The organism is Arthrobacter sp. ISL-95, from assembly GCF_018613695.1.
Classification (GTDB): domain Bacteria; phylum Actinomycetota; class Actinomycetes; order Actinomycetales; family Micrococcaceae; genus Arthrobacter.
In genome coordinates this window covers 42,046-61,452 of record NZ_JAGGPR010000002.1, presented here as the reverse complement: position 1 = coordinate 61,452, position 19,407 = coordinate 42,046, and the positions used below count along the sequence as shown (strand labels likewise).

Below are 19,407 nucleotides of genomic sequence, written 5' to 3'. Positions count from 1 at the left end.
CAGTACCCTTAGTACCTCACGTCATCCAGAGCCTGCGCAACCGCATGCCAAAGGGACCCCGCCACTCAACAAGGAAGTGACAGCAAATTATCACAAACTATGAAACATCTCTTTACAAACTTGTCATACGTTCGATACCTTCAATTTCGTCAGTCGGCGGTCGCCATCACTGACCGCCTCACTCCCTCGATAGGTAGGAACAACGTGACAAAAACCAAGACCCTGGCCACAAGCCTGCTGAGTCTGTCCGCTGCCGCAATCCTGGCGCTGGTTGGAACCACCAGCGCCAACGCGGCACCGGTCAACACCACAGACTCCAGCGGCGCTTCGGTCAGCAGCCATGTAGCGTCGGACGCCGGCGCTGCAGACTACTGGACCCCGGAACGCATGAAGAATGCGCAGTCCGGCGAAGTCCTTGCCGCGAAAGCACTCGAACGCGGCAAGCTCCTCAACCTCGGCAAAGCCCCGGTAAATGAAGCCCCGGGCGCCATCAGCAGCATCGCCGGCCAGCAGCCAGCACCCGATTCCAAGACCATCGACCGCAAGGTGAACCAGAGCGAAACGCCGGTCAAGCACATCGGCAAGATCTTCTTCACCCTGGGCGGCTCCAACTACGTCTGCTCCGGCAACTCAGTGACGGCTGCCAACAAGAGCACCGTCTCCACCGCCGGCCACTGCGTCAACGAAGGCCCCGGCGCCTACGCAACCAACTTCGTCTTCGTGCCTGCCTACCTCAACGGCGCAGCACCCTACGGGAAGTGGACGGCAAAGGCGCTGTACTCCCCCACCCAGTGGGCCTCCAACGGCAACATGCAGTACGACACCGCCTTCGCCGTCATGAACACCCTCAACGGCCAGAAGCTCGCCGACGTCGTCGGTTCCTCCGGCGTCCAGTTCAACGCCGCCCGCGGCCTGAGCTACAAGTCCTTCGGCTATCCGGCAGGCTCGCCCTTCAACGGCGAATCGCTCAAGAGCTGCTCCGGCAAAGCCACCAACGATCCCTACAACCCACAGTTCAACAGCCAGGGAATTCCCTGCAACATGACCGGTGGGTCCTCGGGCGGTCCGTGGTTCATCGGCACCAGCTCCACCGGCTACCAGAACTCCGTGAACAGCTACGGATACGGCAGCAACTCCACGTCCATGTACGGCCCGTACTGGGGCTCCGTGATCCAGTCCACGTACAACACTGCTGCAGCGGCTTCGTAGCGGGCTCTCTTTTGTAGGCACGTCCCTGTTAAGTACGTGTTAAGTACGACGGCGACCGTCCCCTTCCGGGGGCGGTCGCCGTTGCGTTGTACTGCTCTTAGTGGAAGAAGTGGCGTGCGCCAGTGAAGTACATGGTGATGCCGGCAGCGTCGGCTGCGGCGATGACTTCCTCGTCACGGACGGAACCGCCCGGCTGGACGACGGCGCGGACACCGGCGTCGATCAGGATCTGCAAGCCATCAGCGAACGGGAAGAACGCGTCCGAGGATGCAACGGCACCCCGGGCACGCTCAGGTGCGTCGCCACCGCTGGTGTTGGACGCGCCGCCAGCACCTTCGACGTCGGACTCCACCTTCACGCCCAGCGTGTTGGCGCGCTCCACAGCCAGGCGGCAGGAGTCCAGGCGGTTGACCTGGCCCATGCCGATGCCCACGGCTGCACCGTGGTTGGCGATCAGGATGGCGTTGGACTTGGCCGCGCGGCAAGCGGTCCAGGCGAAAGCGAGGTCAGCGAGCGTTGCTTCGTCGGCGGCTTCGCCGGCTGCGAGGGTCCAGTTGGCGGGGTTGTCGCCGTCGGCGTCCACCTTGTCGCTCATCTGGACCAGGACGCCGCCGGAAACCTGGCGCATCTCGGAGGGGTAGCGGCCGTAGCCCTCGGGCAGTGCGAGGAGGCGGATGTTCTTCTTCTTGGAGAGAATCTCCACGGCTTCAGGCTCGAAGTCCGGGGCGATCACAACCTCGGTGAAGATGTCGGCAACCGTGCGGGCCATGCCTGCAGTGACGGTGCGGTTCGCAGCAATCACGCCACCGAATGCGGAGACGGGGTCGCAGGCGTGGGCCTTGGCGTGAGCGTCAGCGATCGGGTCGGCTGCGTCGGCGGAACCGACTGCGACGCCACACGGGTTGGCGTGCTTGATGATCGCAACTGCCGGCCCGGCGAAGTCAAAGGCCGCGCGAAGGGCGGCATCGGCGTCGACGAAGTTGTTGTAGCTCATGGCCTTGCCGTGAAGCTGGTCGGCCTGGGCGATGCCCGCCGGAGCAGCCTTATCCACGTAGAGCGCGGCCTGCTGGTGCGGGTTCTCGCCGTAGCGCAGGACCTCGGAGCGTTCCAACGACAGGCCGGCGTAGGCGGGCCAATCGATGATGCCGTCGCCGTCTTCGTCCAGGAACTGGCTGGCAGTCCAGGAAGCCACAGCGTTGTCGTAGCTTGCCGTGTGAGCGAAGGCCTTGGCGGCCAGGCGACGACGGGTGTCGAGGTCGAAACCGCCATGTGCCGCGGCGTCGACAACTGCGCCATAGAAGTTCGGGTCCGTGACAATGGCGACGGCGGCGTGGTTCTTCGCGGCCGAACGCACCATCGCGGGGCCTCCGATGTCGATCTGCTCCACCACATCGTCCTGCGCTGCGCCGGACTTCACAGTCTCGACGAACGGGTAGAGGTTCACCACAACGAGGTCGAAGGTTTCGATCTCCATGCCCGCGAGGGTATCCATGTGCGACGGGACGCGACGGTCAGCCAGGATGCCGCCGTGCACGCGCGGGTGCAGGGTCTTGACGCGGCCGTCCAGCATTTCCGGGGAGCCGGTGACTTCTTCGACTTCCTTCACCGGGATGCCTGCGGCGGCGATCTTCTTGGCGGTGGAGCCGGTGGAAACAATGGCGACGCCGGCTGCGTGCAGGCCCTTCGCGAGCTCCTCCAGTCCCGTTTTGTCGTAAACCGAGATCAGTGCACGGCGGATGGGAACACGGTCAAGCTGCGTCAAGCTCACAAAAGTCTCCGTCTTAGTTCGCGTAGATGTCGCGGGTGGTTTCGCGGGTGGTGGGGATACGGAGAGTTTATCGTGTTTCGTTGCCGCCCCGGTTTTGCGTCGTGCAACATAGGGTTGATCCATGGAAGCCACCGAGGTTGTTCTTGTTGCCGATGTTGGGAAGAGCCGTTGCCGCGTGGAGCTGCGCGGCGGTACGGAGTTGCTGGGCGCAGCCGATCAGCACGGCTTCCCCGGGGTGCACGTGGACAACGGACCCACCCTCGCGTTCGAGCTCCTCCTCGAGACGGTCAGCCTGCTGCCGCCCGGGCTTCCCGTCGGCGCGATCACCAGCGTTGGCGCGGCCGTTGCCGGTGTTGAGGCATCCGCCGAAAAGTCGCAGGAACTCGCCACCATGTTGTCCCAAAGATTCAGTGTCCCCGCGGCCGTCCTCTCTGACGCTACGGCGGCCCAGCTTGGCGCACTTCAAGGCGCCCCCGGCACCACGCTCATCGTGGGGACCGGCGCCGTGGCCTTCCGCTTCGACGAAGCCGGAGTCCTGCACCGGGCCGACGGTTGGGGTCCCTACCTTGGCGATCGCGGCAGCGGACGATGGATCGGTCAGCAAGGTCTGCAGGCAGTTCTCGAAGCGCACGACGGCGGCCCGGCCACGTCGTTGTCGGCCGCAGCCGGCGCTTTGGTGGAGTCGCCGGAGATGCTCCCGGGCTGGCTCGCGGCCCACGAGAACCCTTACCGGGCAATGGCCCGATTCGCACCGCTGGTTCTGCACGCAGCGGAGGCGGGTGACGCCGTCGCACATGACATCATCGGCGAGGCGTGCCGCATCCTGACCCACACCGTGCGGCTCGCGTCCATTGGCGAGGCCGGTTCGTCGCGCGTGGCGCTCCTTGGCGGAGTGGTGGGATCGGAGTTCTTTGCCGCGCTCTTGCGGAAGTCCCTCGCTTCGGCTGGGATTGAGGTGGTGGCGCCGCTGGGCGATGGCTTGGACGGTGCTGCCCTCGCTGCGACGCGCTGCGGGCTCATCCAGGAAAGGTACATCCACCGTGACGGAACAAACTGGCCCGACTAACGCCGACAATCTTGCGGGCCTGCGCACGGAACTCGCCGGATTGCAGACTGAGGCCACAGCCGAGGGTTTGGAAAACCTGGACGTCCTTGGCACCGAAGAACTCGTCTCAGCCATGCTTGCCCACAGTGCAGGAGTACACGCTGCGGTTGAGGCGGCGAGCCCGGCGATTGTTCAAACGGTCGACGCCGTTGCGGAGCGACTCCAGCGCGGCGGCCGCCTTTTGTATGTGGGAGCCGGAACGGCAGGGCGGCTCGGTGTGCTCGACGCGAGCGAGTGTCCGCCGACGTTCGGCACCCCGCCGGGACTCGTCGTCGGACTGATCGCGGGTGGCACCAAAGCAATCCAGCAACCGGTGGAGTACGCCGAGGACAACGCAACCGCCGGCGCGCGGGACCTGCACGATGTCAACGTGACCGAAGCCGACGCCGTCGTAGGTATTACAGCCTCGGGCAGGACGCCGTACGTGATCGGCGCGCTGGAAGAAGCGCGGAAGCGGGGGGCTTTTATGGCATCGCTGGCGTGCAACAAGGGCTCGGCCGTGAGCCATCTCGCGGATGCCGCCATTGAGGTTGTGGTGGGTCCGGAGTTCATCGCGGGCTCCACCCGACTGAACTCCGGCACCGCCCAGAAACTTGTCCTCAACATGATCAGCACGCTGGTGATGGTGAAGCTCGGCAAGACCTACGGGAACCTCATGGTGGACCTGCGTGCCACCAACGAGAAGCTGCTGGCCCGCTCACAACGGACGGTTCAACACGCCACCGGGGTATCCGCTCAGGAAGCCGCCAATGCTTTGGACTCCGTTGGCGGTTCGGTGAAGGCAGCCATTTTGGTGCTCCTGACAGGCATCGAGGCAGGTCAAGCCAAGGGAGCTTTGGAAGAAGCCGGCGGTTTCCTGCGGAGAGCCATCCAGAACCGGAAGTAACGCGAACGGCGGTGCCTTCCGCAGCGCATAAAGTTGCTTGCAGGAGGGCAAATGAATACATACACAGCCGTGCCCAGCGGCGAACAAGTAGTGCAGGAACTGCCGTGGCGGTGGAAGGTCCAAGGACGGATTTTCGTCATCGGCGGGCTCGGGTTCATGTTCGACGCCTGGGATGTCACGCTCAACGGCATCCTCATCCCGCTGCTGTCCAAGCACTGGTCGCTGCAACCGGCTGATGCCGCATGGATCGGCACGGCCAACCTGATCGGCATGGCTGTGGGTGCGTTTGCGTGGGGAACCATTGCTGACACTATCGGCCGCAAGAAGGCGTTCACGGCCACCCTCCTGATTTTCAGCATCTTCACGGTTTTCGGCGCGTTAGCTCCGGACATCGTGTGGTTCTGCCTCTTCCGCTTCATGGCCGGCTTCGGCTTGGGCGGCTGCATCCCCGTGGATTACGCGCTGGTGGGTGAGTTCACGCCCCGGAAGCAACGCGGCAAGGTGCTCACGGCCATGGATGGTTGGTGGCCTGTTGGCGCGGCACTGTGTGGCTTCATTTCCGCCGGACTGGTGGCGGCCTTCGGCGATTGGCGGCTCACCATGCTGATCATGGTGCTGCCCGCGTTGTTGGTCTTCTGGGTTCGGCGTTCGGTTCCGGAGTCGCCGCTGTTCCTGATCCGTGCGGGCCGCCGGCAGGAGGCGGCGGCCGTGATCGATGGTTTGGTCGAGGCAACCGGCGCTTCCCCACGGGCGTACAGCTTGCCCGAACCCCAGGCCGCGCCGCGCCTCTCCCCCGGCAGCGCGTGGGCCCAGTTGCGGGGGATCTGGCAGTTCAACTGGAAGATCACCACCGCGGCTTGGGCCCTGTTCTTCAGCATCCTTCTGGTCTACTACTTGTCGCTGACGTGGATGCCCCGCATTCTCATCGGCGCCGGGTTCGAGGAGTACAAGGCGTTCGTCACCACGGCGAGCATGGCCGCCGTCGGACTCCTGGGCGTGGTGGTGGCAGCGCTGCTGGTGGAGCGTATGGGCCGCAAGTGGATCCTCGCCATCACCGGCCCCTTGTCCGCGCTGACCTTGGTGATCGTGGCGTTCGTGGTGGACGTGCCCTCAGCTGCCGTGTTCTGGCTGCTGGTGTTCGGGTTCATCGTCCAAGTGGCCATCCCGGTGCTTTATGCCTATGTGTCAGAGCTGTACCCCACTGAGCTCCGCGGTTCCGGCTTCGGCTGGGCCTCGACGTTCTCCCGCATCGGCGCAGGTTTCGGCCCCTTGGTGTTTGCCTCGTTCTTCTGGCCGGAGTTCGGGTTGGCGCAGTCGTTCGCTATGGCTGGCGGGCTGGTCCTGCTGTCCGTGCTGTGGATGGCGTTCTTCGCCCCGGAAACGAAGCAGCGCGTCCTCGAGTAGGCCCAGCTACCCAACTGAGTCGCAGCAGTGCGCGTTTTGACGGCTCAAAACGCGCTCTGCTGCGACCTACTTGGGTGACCAGCCACGTTGCTCGAGCGCCCTCCGGACTTTGGCGACGGCGGACCTCGCGCCGGTGCTCATGTGACGCTTTGAGATACGCACCAATATCCATCCTGCGCGGCTGAAGTCTTCTTCGCGGGCAATGTCCCGCACGATCTGCTCCGGATCTGAGTGCCCCTCGCCTTCATATTCAACCGCGACGCGCTGCTCTCGATAGGCCAGGTCTGGTTGACGTACGACGCCGGCACTCAACTCAGTGGGCACATTGACTTCCGCTGTAGGCAGCCCAGCCCACTTGAGTGCCAGCCTGAGCCTCGTTTCGGGGGCGGAGTCGGCACCCACGCATGCCTGTTCCAAAGCGAGGCGGGCTTTGCGGATCCCAAGTGTCCCCCAGTGGCGGTCGAGCATCTCTTCGAGCTCATCCATGCTGTGGATGTCGGGGCTGTGGCTACCAGGTAGAAATCCTGGGAACTCCCACAGCAAAAAGGCAGTGGCCTGCGAGGCTGCAGAGAACGGCGTGACCAACCTGATTGGGCGAACCATGTCCGCGAAGGCATGTTCTGCAGGCGCAAGATGCTCTACGGAAACTAAGTAGCAGCACAGCGCGGTTTGAGGGCTCGAAACGCGCTTAAATGCGACTCAGTTGGGTGCGGGGCTACTTGGTGGAGGCGGCGAGGTCTCTCAGCGTCTGGACCAGCAGGCGGCGCTCCACTACCTTGATGCGCTCGTGCAGGGATTCTTCGGAGTCCTCGGGAAGAACAGTCACGGCTTCCTGGGCGATGATGGGGCCCGTGTCCACGCCGGCGTCGGCCCAGTGGACTGTGCAGCCGGTGACCTTCACGCCGTAAGCGATGGCGTCGCGCACCCCGTGGGCGCCCGGGAACGACGGCAGCAGCGCGGGGTGTGTGTTGACGTACTTGCCACCGAAAGCATCAATGAAGTCGGCGCTGACGATCCTCATGAAACCGGAAGACACCACTACGTCCGGCTCGTAGGACAGGACTTTGTCCCGCAAGGCTGAGTCCCACTCGGCGCGGGTGTCGAACGAGTTGAAGTTGACCACGAACGTCTCAATCCCGGCCTCATCAGAGCGCTCCACACCGTAGGTATCGGGCCGGTCGGCACCCACAGCGGCGATCTCGACATCCAGTTCACCCGACTTCACGGCGTCGATGACTGCCTGAAGATTTGAACCGGTACCGGAGACGAGGACAACAATGCGCATTGCACTAGCTTATGGGCGGCTCGCGTAGGCTGGAAAACATGAATCCCGACGTCGGTTCCAAGCCGAACCAACAACCCCGCTCCGAGGCCGAAAAGTCCACCCTCGGCGTGAGCCAGAACCTCTTCCGCGCATTCCTCTTGGCGGCTTTGGGTGCGTTCTTCGTGTTCTCCCTGAATGTGAACTACGTGTGGTTGAGCGCCATCCTGACGCTTGCAGCGTTGGTGTTGGGCATCGTAGTGCTGGTACGGACGCTGAAACACAAGCACCCGAAACTGATGCTGTTCGGGACCATTTCGGGCCTGGTTGTCACGGCAGTGATGTGCCTGCTGATCCTGACCTCCGCGCTGTTCTTCAACCAGGTCAGCACGTATCAGGACTGCTCACGCGGGGCGCTCACGGAATCTGCCAAGACTCAGTGCCTCACGCAGCTCGAGAACTCGATGCCGGGGCCGTTGCGGTAGCTATTCCGCGGCACCCCAGCGCTAACTGATCGAACCCGCTCAGGCGTGTTCGTCGTCGTACGCGGCTTCGTCCAGATTCGCTTCACGCTGCTTTTGGCTGCGTTCCAGCCACGGCCCCGCTGCGTAGCCAATCACGACGCCGATGCCTACCTCGGCGGCCAGCCAGACTGCCATCCACAGCGGGTGGGGTCCGATTTCCGTGAGCCGTCCAACGCCTGCTGAACCGCGCGCAATCCACGCCAACGCCCCGCCTAGAAGCCCCGCAACGGCGCCAATGAATGCGCCCAGGAACAGGGTGGAAACAATAGCCGTGAACCAACGGGCTTTGATCTTGATGGAGAGCCACTCGTCAAAGTGGTTCTCGCCTTCGCGCAGGAACCACCACCCCGCCAGAATCCCGGCTACGACCGGCAGGGCCAGGGCCGTGGCCCCGGCGTCGAGCTGACCCGCGGGAAGGGCGCCGAGGACCGGGAAGGCCGGAAGCGGTCCGACGGCGGTACCCAGCGGCCCCGCTGTTGAGCCAACGCCGAGAGAAAAGCCGGCGCCGGTGGACCAGGACAAAGCGAAAATGACGAGGTTGGGCAGGTACCCGAGCTGCGCGATGGTGAGCACGGCACCGCCCAGGGCTCCAGCCTTCAGCCCCTCGTAGACCGCAATGATGTCCGTCCAATGCCACACGATGGTCACCGCCAGGAGCAGTGCGGCCAGGCAAACTGAAGCCATCGCCGCTACGAAACCGGCCTTCAATGCCGAGCCCACGTATGAGCCGGCCCAGCGAGAGTGCTGGCTGGTCTTCGCGATCCAGGCCACGGCGTCGACGCCGATCAGCCGGCTCCACGAGCCTGCCTCACGCCGGGCGCCCACAATCATGCCCAGGCCAAACGAGATCAGCGGGAGGGTCATGGCGAACCAAAGGTTGATGATAACTTCCGGGGTTCGGCAGACGAATCCGGTGGCCGTTCCGAACGCCGCGTACACCACGAACGCGCCAAGGAACGCCTGCCATAGCTGGTCCGTGTAAGACGCCCGGGCAAGCCGACGGCCAGCCCGCCACGCGAGCAGGAAGGGAATGAGCGTCAGGCCAAGAGGTATAAGGGACAGCAAGCCCGAACCGGGTTGGGCTGCAGTGCCGAGGTTGGCGTGCGCCAGCTCCAACGGAACCCCGTGAATCAGCAGCCAAGCCTGGCCAGCCAAACGGGCCAAGGAGTCCACGTTCCGGTCCTGGAACCCGTCGGTGGCCCACACTCCCACCAACGGGAGGATCACCACAATGGCGGAAATGAACGCTGCCTGAGCCGCTTCCAAACCACCCTGTAGCCAAAGGGGCATGGGGAGGCCACGGTTTCCGGTCTGATCAGCGCGCAGTTTCATCGTGATCTATCGTGCCACGATGCGCCGCACTCCCCCGGCAGGCGCCCCTGAAATACCGCGAATTCCAGCGCTTTTTCCTATGGGCCGCCGTAAAATTGGAGGTGTTCTCCCGGGGACGGAGCCCTCAATGACCACCTCAGCTCCTCCCCGCCTGCGCAAACTTTGAAAAGCCCGGAAACAATCGAAGCCGGGAACTAGGAGCGGCCAATGAATAGGTGTCACAACTCATAAACAGAAAGTCGTACTAGCAGCTGGTGCAGCCGCCTTGGGATTCGTTCCATAGGCTGCACCAGCCTTCTTTTTGTGCTTCTCCCCTCGCCGAGGGGCCAGATCTCAGCACTTTGAATCCACATAAAGTGGAGAGCTACCCCCTCGCGAAGAAGTCCACGCCCGACACGTATTCCATGGCCTCCACGAACTTCGGATCGCCCATCCGCGCGTACGCCTCTTCCGCGCTGGGCTCTGCAACCCGGCAATGGATCCACCAGAGATTACCCAACGGATCCCGGACCCGGCCTACTTTTTCACCCCAGAACATCTCCGTCATGTCAGTGACCGCCGTAGCACCCGCGGCGAGCGCGGCAGCGAAGGTGGCATTGCCGTCGTCGACGTACACGCGGAGGAAGGCAGGCATGGGAGGCCAGTCCGGGCGGGAGTCGAAGGCGAGGATGTTGGAATCGCCGATTTTTGCCTCCGCATGCCCGATCGACCCATTCTCCATGGGGACGCGGAACGCTTCCTGACCACCGAAAGCAGCGGTGATGAAGTCGAAGAGCTCGGGAGTGCTGCGCGAGATGATCCACGGTTCCACTGATCGGTACCCTGCCGGGACGGCACTTACTCCGTCGGTGCGGACAAGCGGTGCCATCGCCTTGACCGCGTCCGGGACCGGCGCATCCGGCTGACCTGTCATGTGCCGGTGAAGGGATTCAACGGCATAGTCCATCCCAGCCGCGTATTCGGGCGCTTGCCAGCGGATGGCGGCTTCGTCGTCGGAGACGTCTTCCATGTGCGACATGATCCACCAGACGTTTCCCAGCGGGTCCTGGATGCGGGCGCCGCGGTCACCCCAGGCGCTGTTATCGAGGACCGAAACCGTGGTGGCACCCGCGGCGAGGGCGTCGTGGAAGGCGGCATCGGCGTCGTGGGTGTAGACGCGGAGGTACGACGGCGTGGCGGGCCAATGCGGTCGGGTGTCGAAGGCGAGGACTACTGACTCGCCGATCCGCGCTTCCGCGTGCCCGATAGTGCCGTCTGCGCCCACAACGCGGTCAATCTCCTCAGCGCCGAACGCTGCTGTGATGAATTCGAAGAGGGCGTTGGTGTCCCTTGTGATGAGCCACGGGCTGACGCTGGAGTAGCCGGTGGGGACTGTACTGATGCTCGGGTCTGCCGCGGTCATGTTCGTGTCCTCTACAGGTGGGTTCCGTGGGTTTCAGCCTACGACTGCTTGAGGACAGGATCAGTCCGCTTTGCACCTGCGCCGAGGAGCGTCAAAGCTGCGGACCGTAGATGAACTCCCTGGCGTGGTTGACGGCCTTCTTGAACGCATCGTTGCGCAGGGTCACCTGCTCACCGCTGGCTCCTACGCCGGGTTCGGTGAAGGTGGTTGGTCCTGGGCGGAGCATCCAAATATCGCCGGCGGGTGGAAGGTAGAACACGCCGAAAGAGCGGTGCTCGGGGTCATCGGTCCAAATCGGCACGACGGCTACCGCGGCCCCCGTGTCCGGGTTGATCCACTGGGCGCGGGGCAGGGGTTGTTCGTGAACTTCGGGGTCCAGGAACGGGGCTGTCCCTCTCCCCCAGCGTTTCTCGAACCGCTCGTAGAACGCGGGAATGATGTGGCCGTCATAGGGGCGCCAAGCGCTCATCAATGACTCCTTGGGTTTCTTAGGGGCGAAGGTTCCCATCGGGCGGGTCCAAACGAAAGCGGGGCCTGCTCGCGTTGTGGAGGTGCGGACCCGGTCCTATGGAAGCGCACTTTAACCGGCGTTCCGCCCGCCCCCGCTGGCGCCCTTCGCGCACGATCGTAAGCCGCCCGCTTCCTCGGGTCCGACAAAACGACGTACGCCTGCATGATGGCGTGCAGTTTCTGGAGGTCGGCTGCGGAGGTGGTGTCGCCGTCGTCGACCCTTTGGTGTGTGTCCGGGTGATGGGTCCGAAGCAGCGTGCGGTAGGCGCGGGTGATCTCACGGGCCGTCGCGTCCGGCGACACGTGAAGAGTGGCGTAGTGGTCGGGTTGGGTGCTCACTTCTGGTTCCGGTTCCTGCTGCGGATTGGGGATGGCCCCCGGCTGAGCCGGGGGCCATCAATCGGGAGACGACGGGCGGGGGTCGCTTTCATGTGCGCTAAGAAACGCTGTGACGTGGCGCGAAGCCTGCGCCCAACTATTCCGATGCGGCCGCCTCCGTTGTTCCCGGCTGACGCCCCGCCGGTTGGCCACCCCCGGGTGAGCCTTCCGGCAGGGCGGACGGGGACTAGGCGTTGATTTCCTGCCTCTGCCCGCTGGATTGGATCTCGATGCGCCGCGGCTTGGCCTTCTCGGCGACGGGGATGCGGAGTGTAAGCACCCCGGCGTCGTAGCTGGCTTGGACGCCGTCGGTATCCAGGGTGTCACCGAGGATGAGCTGGCGGCTGAAGACGCCCTGTGGGCGCTCGGCCGCGATCATCTCGGTGTTCTCGCCCGCGGGCGACTTGCGTTCTGCCTTTACGGTGAGGACATTGCGCTCGACGTCGAGGTCAACGGTCTGCGGATCCACCCCTGGCAGATCGAAGGCAACAACAAATTGTCCGTCCTCCTGCCATGCATCCATCGGCATTCCGGCCGGGCGTGCTGTTGTGCCAAAAACCTGTTGGGCGAGCCTGTCGAATTCGCGGAACGGGTCAGTGCGCATCAGCATTTGGTTCTCACTCCTTTGGTTTTGATGCTGATTCTGTTGTTCGTACCAGCCTTCCTGAACCGCTTGATCTGTAATGGCTGGTATAGATTTTTTATAGCACTGGTGAGAGAGTGGATGCAAGTAGTTTTCCGGAAGATTTTTGGAGAGGTTTGCATGGCGGGTTCGGACGGCGGGACTGCCGCTGAAGAGTACGACGGCGGCCTGGCGTCTTCCGGCGCGGACGGCACCCCAGGCGCGGGGCCGGCTGGCTCGCGCGGGGTTTATGCGATCTCGGTTGCTGCTGAGCTCGTGGGCACAGGGCAGCAGAACATCCGGCAGTACGAGCGCAAAGGCCTGCTCACCCCCGGCCGGACCGACGGTGGGACCCGCCGCTACAGCGAAAACGACCTCGAGACACTGCGCCGGATCGGGGTGCTTTTGGATGAAGGGCTGAACCTGGCCGGGGTGAAACTGGTCTTGGAACTGGAAGCGGAGAACCGGGGGCTGACGGAGGACAACCGTGGGTTGGCTGACGATAACCGGGAGCTGCGAGCGGACAACCGGGGATTGCGAAAGGATTTGAAGCGAGCGCGGGAGACTACAGTCGGCGAGTAACTCGCAGCACTGTTCGGCTTACGAGCATGGCAATGGCCACCCCGAAACGGAGTGGCCATTGCTAAGACCTGCTATGGAGCTTTACTTGTCGCAGCCCCAGCCGTCGCCATCCTTATCAAGGTGACGCCCATATCCGGGTTGGCTGATGTGAATCGGGGCTGCACCAGCGGCTTTAACAGCTGCGCAGTTGGCGTAGTAGACAGCTGCGGGTGCCGCTGGCGGTGCCACAACCGGAGGCGCCGGCGCGACGGGTGCAACTGGCGCCGCGGGAGCCGGTGGCGCTTCCACAACCGGCGGAGCAACAGGCGCCACCACTGGTGGTGCCTCCACGACCGGAGCTGCTGGAGCCACGGGTGCCACCAACGGAACCGGTGCCTGCGTCGGGGCCGGAGTGGGCGTCGGGGTCGCGGTCTCGTCAGTGAGATGCTTGACCCCAAGCTTTATGGTTGATCCCTCGGCCACCTTGGTCTTGCCGACAGGATCTGCACTGACCACCTGCCAGTTCTTCTGGACGATGATTGACTTGTCATCATTTACGTCTTTGGCCTCGACCTTGAGACCGAGGTCCTTGAGCTGGTCCGTGGCCTTGTCGAGGGTGAGTCCGACGACGTCCGGCACTTCGACAGTCCGCTCAGCTACCGGAGATGCAGCCGCCGTCGCAGGCGTCTGGTTTGAGGCCTGCTTGGTGGCGCAACCGGTCAGCAAAAGTCCGGAGAGCACAACTAGTGCGAGTGTTTTTTTCAAAATGTCCCCTTTTTGAAGCGATGCCAGAACTCTGGAAAGGGCCTGAGTGCCGAGCTTTCTGAGGCATGCCAAGTCAAAAGGTAACAGTGCGCGGCCCGTAGTGCGGCTGTGCAAACAAGAAGTGCGTAATAATGCTGGCTAATCACCGTCATCACAATGTCCCCGCGCCACCGGTGTCGCGGCAAGATATGCAGATCCTCCGCTCTTGCCGCGACACAGTATGGGTTACAAAATGACAGTCATGCCTTCCCAGCCCTGGCCGATTTTCGTCGGGATAGGCCAAGCTGGGCCGCCACTGCCGGAGTACAACCAGAGGACCCCGGCGGAATCCCTGGCCAGAATGTCAGCTTTGCCGTCGCCGCTGAAGTCACCCGGTCCCACCAAGGTGTTCATGACGTTCCACCCTGAGCCGGTCTTGCGGGGGGCCAACCATCCACCGAATCCGTTCCCGGGATAGAGCCAGAGCGTCCCGGCACCGTCTCGGGAGGCCACGTCAGCCGTACCGTCGCCATTGAAGTCGCCGACGCCCATGATTCCGGACATACCCGTCCAGCCAGAGCCCACCTGAACGCGTGACAACCAACCGCCTGAACCATTGCCCGGGTACAGCCACAAGAGCCCGGAACCATCCCGGGCCAGGACATCAACCTTTCCGTCACCGTTAAAGTCGCTGGCAGCAGTAATGGCGGTCATGACAGACCATCCGGCGCCCACCTGCTTGCGGGGAAACCAGCCGCCCGTGCCGTTCCCCGGATACAGCCAGAGGGTACCTGCACTATCGCGGGCGAGCACATCCGAGGTTCCGTCCCCGTTGAAGTCACCTGGGGCGATCAAAGCCGTCATGACATTCCAGCCTGAGCCCACTTGAACCTTCGGCAGCCAGCCGCCTGCACCGTTTCCGGGATACAGCCAAAGCCGGCCCGCGGCATCCCGTGCCAGTACGTCAGTTTTTCGATCGCCATTGAAGTCATTCTTAACGGGCGCCGGAATGTTAGCGTCGATGACCGTCACCGTGTTGCTGCCTTTGTTAGCGACATAGGCTTTTCGATTGTCCATGTCCACAGCGGCTGCTACAGGATTGTTCCCTGTTCGAACGGTGCTTGAAGCATAGTTATGGTCAATGATGGTGACGCCACCGGCCAAGTTTGGGACGTAAACGCTGCTTTGGCCTCTGAGACCGCCCATTTTGCCCGATTCACCATTCGTGCCCACCTCCGCAATTTTTGTTTTGGTATCGGTATCGAACACCATGACGGAACTTCCGTTCATGCCATTCGATGCGGCCACGTTGAGCCGGAAATTCCCGTCCGTCAGGACTTCCCCGAGCGTCCCAAAAGTCTCGTACACGGTACTAGTAGCGTTGGTGAACCCGTTGATTGCCACAATTGAGGACTTATTTTGGCTCACTGTGGTAGCAAAAGTCGTGTTGTTGCTTGTATAGCTCGCGGCCACTCTCGTTACCGAAGCACCAAGGTCAATAGAGGTCGTCGCGTTGGTATTCTTGTCGATGACCGTCACCGCGTTGCCATTGGCAACATAGAGGTTGTGGTTGATCGGGCTGAACGCCATGTCTGTTGGCGTCTCCGGTAGTGGCACCGTTTCATCAGGCAAGCCGACTTGCATCACCATCACTCCGGTTTTGAAGGCGACGTAGATTTTACCGTTACTCTCGTTTGCCACCACTTGCCGTGGATCCACACCTGTTGGGTAGGTCTGAGCAATCTCACCTGTGAAAGAGTTCAGCATCACGACTGTTCCCGGTTTGCCCGCACCCGTAGAAACGCTCACATAAACCCGCCCCAGATGAATGGCGACGTCCTGAGGAACTCCGCCTACATCCACAGTGGTGACCCTGTGGGTGCCCTTTTCTATGATGGACAGACCGGAGTCCGTCACAACGTAGATTTTTTCGTCCCTGAACTGGCCGACGATCAGGTCTCGAGGCGCCGTTCCCACTGGTATGTCGGCCACGACCACGTCGGCTACCGCGGGCGTACTGATGAGCAGCGATGCAGTAAGAATCCCGGCAACGGCGAGGGCCGTCGTCGTGAGTCTTTGATATTTTCTTCTGGCCCCGGACACAGCTGATCCGAACGCGACAGAACCCATGGGACCCCCATTAATTGAGACGCGACTGTCGCGTCGATGAGCGGAGTCTACAGCGCGCACAGGAAACTCCCAGCATTGAGTCCTACTCCTGTGTTAACCCAACCCACCTGTTAACCAACTCTTCCCCCACAAGCCACCCGTTCGAACCCGCCAAGCCAACCGCCGCGACCACCGTTGTAAGCGTGAGGATCGCAATCGTCGCCGAATCATTCCTGCCATTGATGAATGGGGTAACCCACTCCATACTGCGGGTGCTGGAGCATCTGCAGGAGCGCGGGGATGAGGTGATGGTGATCGCGCCGTCGACGTCGGACACTGATGTTTCGAGCGTCGAGAAGGGTGCGTATGTGCACCGGCTTCCTTCGGTGCCGCTGGCCGGTTACACGAATGTGCGGGTTGCGTTGGGTGGTGTGAATCGGGTCAAGCGAATCCTTGCCGATTTCTCCCCCGACGTCGTGCACCTCGCTTCCCCGTTCGTCCTCGGCTGGCGCGCCGTGCAGGCCGCCCATCAGCTCGGCATCCCCACTGTGGCCATCTACCAAACCGAGGTTCCCAGCTACGCCGCCCGCTATGGTGTGCCGTTCCTGGAGAACTGGGCCTGGAACCGCGTGGACAACATCCATCTTCTGGCCACCCGAACCTTGGTGCCGTCAACATTTGCGCTGAACCAGTTGCGTGGACGCGGCATCCTACGCGTTGACATGTGGCGGCGTGGTGTGGACACCGCGCGGTTCAACCCGGCTAAGCGTTCGACGGCGTGGCGCAGCTCAGTGGCACCGAGCGGTCACCGCATCATCGGCTACGTCGGCCGGCTTGCCGTGGAGAAGCAGGTTGAGGATCTCGCCGTGCTGGCTGATTTGCCGAACACGAAGCTGGTCATCGTTGGCGATGGCCCGCAGCGGGAAGCCCTCCAAAGCGCCCTTCCGGCTGCCCACTTCGCCGGCTTCCTTGGCGGGGATGCATTGGCGGAGGCAGTCGCCGGCTTCGACCTCTTCGTCCATCCCGGCGAGTTCGAGACCTTCTGCCAAACCATCCAGGAAGCCATGGCATCGGGCGTTCCCGTAGTGGCTACTGGCCGCGGCGGCCCCTTGGACCTCGTGGAAAACTCGCGCACGGGCTGGTTGTATGAGCCCGGGAACCTCGGCCAACTACGCGGCTACGTTCAGGACTTGATCGGAGACGACGCCAAGCGCCGCGCGTTCGCAACGGCAGCTACCGCTTCGGTCCAAGGCCGGACGTGGCCCGTCCTCAGCTCACACCTGGTCCGCCACTACAACGAAGTCATCGCCGGTGTACCCAGCGGATCAAGCGGGCCCAGCGAATTCACCTCAAGCAAAGGACCCTTCTCATGAAGATCTCCGTGATCGGCTGCGGCTACCTCGGCGCAGTTCATGCCGCCACGCTCGCTTCGATGGGCCACACCGTGGTGGGCATCGACGTCGACTCCGCCAAAGTTGAGCAGCTCAATAAGGCGATTGCGCCGTTCCACGAACCGGGACTGGATGAGCTCCTCAAAGACGGCCGCACCACCGGCCGACTCATCTTCAGCACGGACTTCGCGGCTGCAGCAGATGCCCAGGTCCACTTCCTATGCGTGGGCACCCCGCAGTCCAAAACCGCTGGCACGGCCGATCTCTCCTACCTGATGGGCGCCACGAAGAGCCTCCTGCAGCATCTGGCCAAGGGTGCCGCCGTCGTCGGTAAATCGACAGTGCCGGTAGGCACGGTGGAGACACTCCGCGCCATCCTCGCCCGACGCTCGGACGTGCTGCTCGGCTGGAACCCGGAGTTCCTGCGGCAGGGTACAGCCGTCAAGGACTCTTTGGTTCCGGATCGTCTGGTTTACGGGGTTCCCGGCGGCAAAGGTGCTGCGGCAGGGGCGCCCATTACTGCTGTTCTGGACGCGGCGTACGAGCCCCTGATCAGCGCCGGGATACCACGGCTGGTCTGCAATTTTGCGACGGCGGAACTCATCAAGTCGGCGTCGAACGCGTTCCTGGCTACGAAGGTCAGCTTCATCAATGCGATGGCCGAGCTGTGCGATGCGTCGGGTGCTGACGTGAGCGAACTGAGCGAGGCGATGGGCTTGGATCCGCGCATCGGCAACCGTTACCTGCACGCCGGGCTCGGTTTCGGCGGCGGATGCCTGCCTAAGGACATCAGGTCTTTCCGTGCGCAGGCCCGCGAACTTTCGGTGCCATCGGTAGACGAGTGGATGGCTCTGGTTGATTCGGTGAACCTGGACCAGCGTTCCCGTGCCGTGGAGGTGGCCCGCGAGATGTGCCGCGGTTTCCTGTCTGGCCGCACGGTGACCATCCTTGGCGCGGCGTTCAAACCGGACACCGACGACATCCGCGACTCCCCCGCCCTGGACGTCGCCCAGCAGCTGGCCGACGCCGGCGCTCACGTGACCGTCACGGACCCCAAAGCCATCAACAACGCCTGGATCCGCTACCCGCAAATCCGCTTTGAAGCCTCCACCAAACGCGCCCTCGAAGGCGCCGAACTGGTGCTGCTGCTCACCGAATGGGACGAATACGTCTCACTTTCACCTGTTGTCGCGGGGGCACTCGTACGACGCCGGATGGTGCTGGATGCTCGCAACGTACTGGACGCTGAGGCCTGGCGCAGTGCCGGGTGGACGGTCCGCGGGTTGGGGACGGGCGCGTCGGTGGTTGTTGGGGCGGGCGACGCTGCGAAGCCTGCGGACAGGAAGAAGCACGCACGAGCGTAACCCTCGTTTGATTTACTTGGGGCATGGGAGAACTGAGGGGCAAGGACCGTTTGCTGCGGGTTGATGGTCTGGCCAATGGCCGCGATCTCGGCGGTTTGGAGCGTGCAGACGGAACACAAACTCCGCCCGGGGTGTTTTTCCGGAGCGACAATGTAGACCGTGTTGGCCCCGCCGGTTGGGAGCAAGTTTACGAGGCGGGGATTCGTACCGTCGTCGATCTTCGCCAACCACGGGAACGAGAAAGGGACACCGGAAAACGTCCAGTTTGGCTGACCACGATCAATCTGGATCTCGATGGTCTTGAGAACACTGAGTTCTGGGCGGGCTACTGGGACAACGGTTTGGTAGGCACCGCGCTGTACTTCCTGCCTCACCTCACGGCAATGCCAGAAAGAGCGGGGGGTGCCATCTCCTTGATCGTCAATGCACCGCCGGGCGGAGTCCTTTTTCATTGCATGGGTGGCAGGGACAGGACCGGACTTATTGCCATGATCCTGCTTTCGGCCGTTAACACCAGTAGTGAAGCAATAGTTGACGACTACCTCGAAACCGTCCGGCTGGGAGACGTCCGAGCCGCCAGCAGTAACAGAAACAACGCCGAACCCTTGCTCAACGAACTCTGCGAACGCTTTGGCACCACCACGGAAGAGGCCTTTCGGACGGCTTTGGCCGGGTTCGACCTGCAAAGCTTCATCGAGGCAGCGGACCTTCCCGAAAGTGACCGTGCTGCTCTCAGCACCTGGCGTGGCAGGTTGCCAGGCTCAAATATCACCTGAGGCCGGGCGTTCTACCATCACGGACGCCACTGCTCCTCAGCCCACGCCACATCAATGAGCA

19 protein-coding genes are annotated in these 19,407 nt (G+C 62.9%); 9 read left to right on the top strand and 10 right to left on the bottom strand.

The features are described from left to right. Positions 1–99 precede the first annotated feature (99 nt). Positions 100–1,209, top strand: a complete 1,110-nt coding sequence (locus J7I86_RS01395) for a hypothetical protein (protein ID WP_214815004.1) — start codon at positions 100–102, stop codon at positions 1,207–1,209. A gap of 97 nt (positions 1,210–1,306) precedes the next feature. Here the strand turns inward: J7I86_RS01395 and purH are convergent, their stop codons facing one another. Further along, positions 1,307–2,977, bottom strand: a complete 1,671-nt coding sequence (gene purH, locus J7I86_RS01390; protein WP_214815003.1) for a bifunctional phosphoribosylaminoimidazolecarboxamide formyltransferase/IMP cyclohydrolase — start codon at positions 2,975–2,977, stop codon at positions 1,307–1,309. 121 nt (positions 2,978–3,098) lie between these two features. Between purH and J7I86_RS01385 the strand changes: the two genes are divergently transcribed. Genes J7I86_RS01385 through J7I86_RS01375 form a run of 3 tightly spaced genes read left to right on the top strand, consistent with a single transcriptional unit; the run spans position 3,099 to position 6,372 of the window. Then, a complete protein-coding gene (locus tag J7I86_RS01385) occupies positions 3,099–4,043 on the top strand; it encodes an N-acetylglucosamine kinase (protein WP_214815002.1) in 945 nt (314 codons plus the stop codon). Then, complete coding sequence (murQ, locus tag J7I86_RS01380) at positions 4,018–4,968, top strand: N-acetylmuramic acid 6-phosphate etherase (RefSeq protein WP_214815001.1); 951 nt, start codon at positions 4,018–4,020, stop codon at positions 4,966–4,968. The genes J7I86_RS01385 and murQ overlap by 26 nt, the downstream gene beginning before the upstream one ends. 51 nt (positions 4,969–5,019) lie before the next feature. After that, entirely contained in the window at positions 5,020–6,372 is a 1,353-nt protein-coding gene (locus J7I86_RS01375; protein ID WP_214815000.1) for an MFS transporter, read from the top strand. A 66-nt stretch (positions 6,373–6,438) separates the two neighbouring features. On the opposite strand, the gene J7I86_RS01370 is transcribed toward J7I86_RS01375, so the two are convergent. Together J7I86_RS01370 and purN are read right to left on the bottom strand one after the other, a co-directional pair. Further along, positions 6,439–6,858 carry an endonuclease domain-containing protein gene (locus J7I86_RS01370; RefSeq protein WP_214814999.1) on the bottom strand — a complete coding sequence of 140 codons (420 nt, stop codon included), beginning with the start codon at positions 6,856–6,858 and terminating at the stop codon, positions 6,439–6,441. Between the two features lie 229 nt (positions 6,859–7,087). After that, positions 7,088–7,657, bottom strand: coding sequence for a phosphoribosylglycinamide formyltransferase (purN, locus tag J7I86_RS01365; protein WP_214814998.1), 570 nt, complete (start codon positions 7,655–7,657; stop codon positions 7,088–7,090). Positions 7,658–7,668: 11 nt separating this feature from the next. Between purN and J7I86_RS01360 the strand changes: the two genes are divergently transcribed. Beyond that, positions 7,669–8,118 carry a hypothetical protein gene (locus tag J7I86_RS01360; protein ID WP_214814997.1) on the top strand — a complete coding sequence of 150 codons (450 nt, stop codon included), beginning with the start codon at positions 7,669–7,671 and terminating at the stop codon, positions 8,116–8,118. Positions 8,119–8,157: 39 nt separating this feature from the next. On the opposite strand, the gene J7I86_RS01355 is transcribed toward J7I86_RS01360, so the two are convergent. From J7I86_RS01355 to J7I86_RS01335, 5 genes are all read right to left on the bottom strand, one after another. Further along, on the bottom strand, positions 8,158–9,489 hold the full coding sequence (locus tag J7I86_RS01355; protein WP_214814996.1) for a DUF6350 family protein: 1,332 nt from the start codon (positions 9,487–9,489) through the stop codon (positions 8,158–8,160). 364 nt (positions 9,490–9,853) lie between these two features. After that, on the bottom strand, positions 9,854–10,891 hold the full coding sequence (locus tag J7I86_RS01350) for a VOC family protein (RefSeq protein ID WP_214814995.1): 1,038 nt from the start codon (positions 10,889–10,891) through the stop codon (positions 9,854–9,856). A gap of 91 nt (positions 10,892–10,982) precedes the next feature. Continuing rightward, on the bottom strand, positions 10,983–11,360 hold the full coding sequence (locus J7I86_RS01345) for a hypothetical protein (protein WP_214814994.1): 378 nt from the start codon (positions 11,358–11,360) through the stop codon (positions 10,983–10,985). Next, on the bottom strand, positions 11,360–11,704 hold the full coding sequence (locus tag J7I86_RS01340) for a J domain-containing protein (RefSeq protein WP_309476644.1): 345 nt from the start codon (positions 11,702–11,704) through the stop codon (positions 11,360–11,362). Before J7I86_RS01340 ends, J7I86_RS01345 begins: the two co-directional genes overlap by 1 nt. Positions 11,705–11,966: 262 nt before the next feature. Next, positions 11,967–12,389 carry an Hsp20/alpha crystallin family protein gene (locus J7I86_RS01335; protein ID WP_026005349.1) on the bottom strand — a complete coding sequence of 141 codons (423 nt, stop codon included), beginning with the start codon at positions 12,387–12,389 and terminating at the stop codon, positions 11,967–11,969. Between the two features lie 153 nt (positions 12,390–12,542). On the opposite strand from J7I86_RS01335, the gene J7I86_RS01330 reads away from it, so the two are divergent. After that, entirely contained in the window at positions 12,543–12,983 is a 441-nt protein-coding gene (locus J7I86_RS01330) for a MerR family transcriptional regulator (protein WP_214814992.1), read from the top strand. 81 nt (positions 12,984–13,064) lie between these two features. Here J7I86_RS01330 and J7I86_RS01325 read toward each other — a convergent pair whose 3' ends face one another. Beyond that, the gene (locus tag J7I86_RS01325; protein WP_214814991.1) at positions 13,065–13,727 is read right to left on the bottom strand and encodes an excalibur calcium-binding domain-containing protein; all 663 of its coding nucleotides are present in this window, start codon (positions 13,725–13,727) and stop codon (positions 13,065–13,067) included. A 225-nt stretch (positions 13,728–13,952) separates the two neighbouring features. Further along, positions 13,953–15,836, bottom strand: coding sequence for an FG-GAP-like repeat-containing protein (locus J7I86_RS01320; protein ID WP_214814990.1), 1,884 nt, complete (start codon positions 15,834–15,836; stop codon positions 13,953–13,955). 182 nt (positions 15,837–16,018) lie between these two features. Here J7I86_RS01320 and J7I86_RS01315 point away from each other — a divergent pair, with 182 nt between their 5' ends. From J7I86_RS01315 to J7I86_RS01305, 3 genes are read left to right on the top strand one after another with little or no spacing between them, the layout of a single operon-like run. Further along, positions 16,019–17,188 carry a glycosyltransferase family 1 protein gene (locus J7I86_RS01315; RefSeq protein ID WP_214814989.1) on the top strand — a complete coding sequence of 390 codons (1,170 nt, stop codon included), beginning with the start codon at positions 16,019–16,021 and terminating at the stop codon, positions 17,186–17,188. After that, positions 17,185–18,570: a UDP-glucose/GDP-mannose dehydrogenase family protein gene (locus tag J7I86_RS01310; protein ID WP_214814988.1), complete on the top strand. Its 1,386-nt coding sequence runs from the start codon at positions 17,185–17,187 to the stop codon at positions 18,568–18,570. Before J7I86_RS01315 ends, J7I86_RS01310 begins: the two co-directional genes overlap by 4 nt. Positions 18,571–18,593: 23 nt before the next feature. Continuing rightward, positions 18,594–19,346, top strand: a complete 753-nt coding sequence (locus J7I86_RS01305) for a tyrosine-protein phosphatase (RefSeq protein WP_214814987.1) — start codon at positions 18,594–18,596, stop codon at positions 19,344–19,346. Positions 19,347–19,407: the final 61 nt, after the last annotated feature.

Bases quoted from the DNA above. Each gene is read 5' to 3' on its own strand.
- J7I86_RS01395 (WP_214815004.1), top strand. From the start codon at position 100: ATGAAACATCTCTTTACAAACTTGTCATACGTTCGATACCTTCAATTT.
- J7I86_RS01305 (WP_214814987.1), top strand. From the start codon at position 18,594: ATGGGAGAACTGAGGGGCAAGGACCGTTTGCTGCGGGTTGATGGTCTG.
- J7I86_RS01370 (WP_214814999.1), bottom strand. From the start codon at position 6,858: ATGGATGAGCTCGAAGAGATGCTCGACCGCCACTGGGGGACACTTGGG.
- J7I86_RS01355 (WP_214814996.1), bottom strand. From the start codon at position 9,489: ATGAAACTGCGCGCTGATCAGACCGGAAACCGTGGCCTCCCCATGCCC.
- purN (WP_214814998.1), bottom strand. From the start codon at position 7,657: ATGCGCATTGTTGTCCTCGTCTCCGGTACCGGTTCAAATCTTCAGGCA.
- J7I86_RS01330 (WP_214814992.1), top strand. From the start codon at position 12,543: ATGGCGGGTTCGGACGGCGGGACTGCCGCTGAAGAGTACGACGGCGGC.
- J7I86_RS01375 (WP_214815000.1), top strand. From the start codon at position 5,020: ATGAATACATACACAGCCGTGCCCAGCGGCGAACAAGTAGTGCAGGAA.
- J7I86_RS01385 (WP_214815002.1), top strand. From the start codon at position 3,099: ATGGAAGCCACCGAGGTTGTTCTTGTTGCCGATGTTGGGAAGAGCCGT.
- J7I86_RS01345 (WP_214814994.1), bottom strand. From the start codon at position 11,360: ATGAGCGCTTGGCGCCCCTATGACGGCCACATCATTCCCGCGTTCTAC.
- J7I86_RS01310 (WP_214814988.1), top strand. From the start codon at position 17,185: ATGAAGATCTCCGTGATCGGCTGCGGCTACCTCGGCGCAGTTCATGCC.
- J7I86_RS01320 (WP_214814990.1), bottom strand. From the start codon at position 15,836: ATGGGTTCTGTCGCGTTCGGATCAGCTGTGTCCGGGGCCAGAAGAAAA.
- J7I86_RS01350 (WP_214814995.1), bottom strand. From the start codon at position 10,891: ATGACCGCGGCAGACCCGAGCATCAGTACAGTCCCCACCGGCTACTCC.
- J7I86_RS01360 (WP_214814997.1), top strand. From the start codon at position 7,669: ATGGGCGGCTCGCGTAGGCTGGAAAACATGAATCCCGACGTCGGTTCC.
- J7I86_RS01335 (WP_026005349.1), bottom strand. From the start codon at position 12,389: ATGCTGATGCGCACTGACCCGTTCCGCGAATTCGACAGGCTCGCCCAA.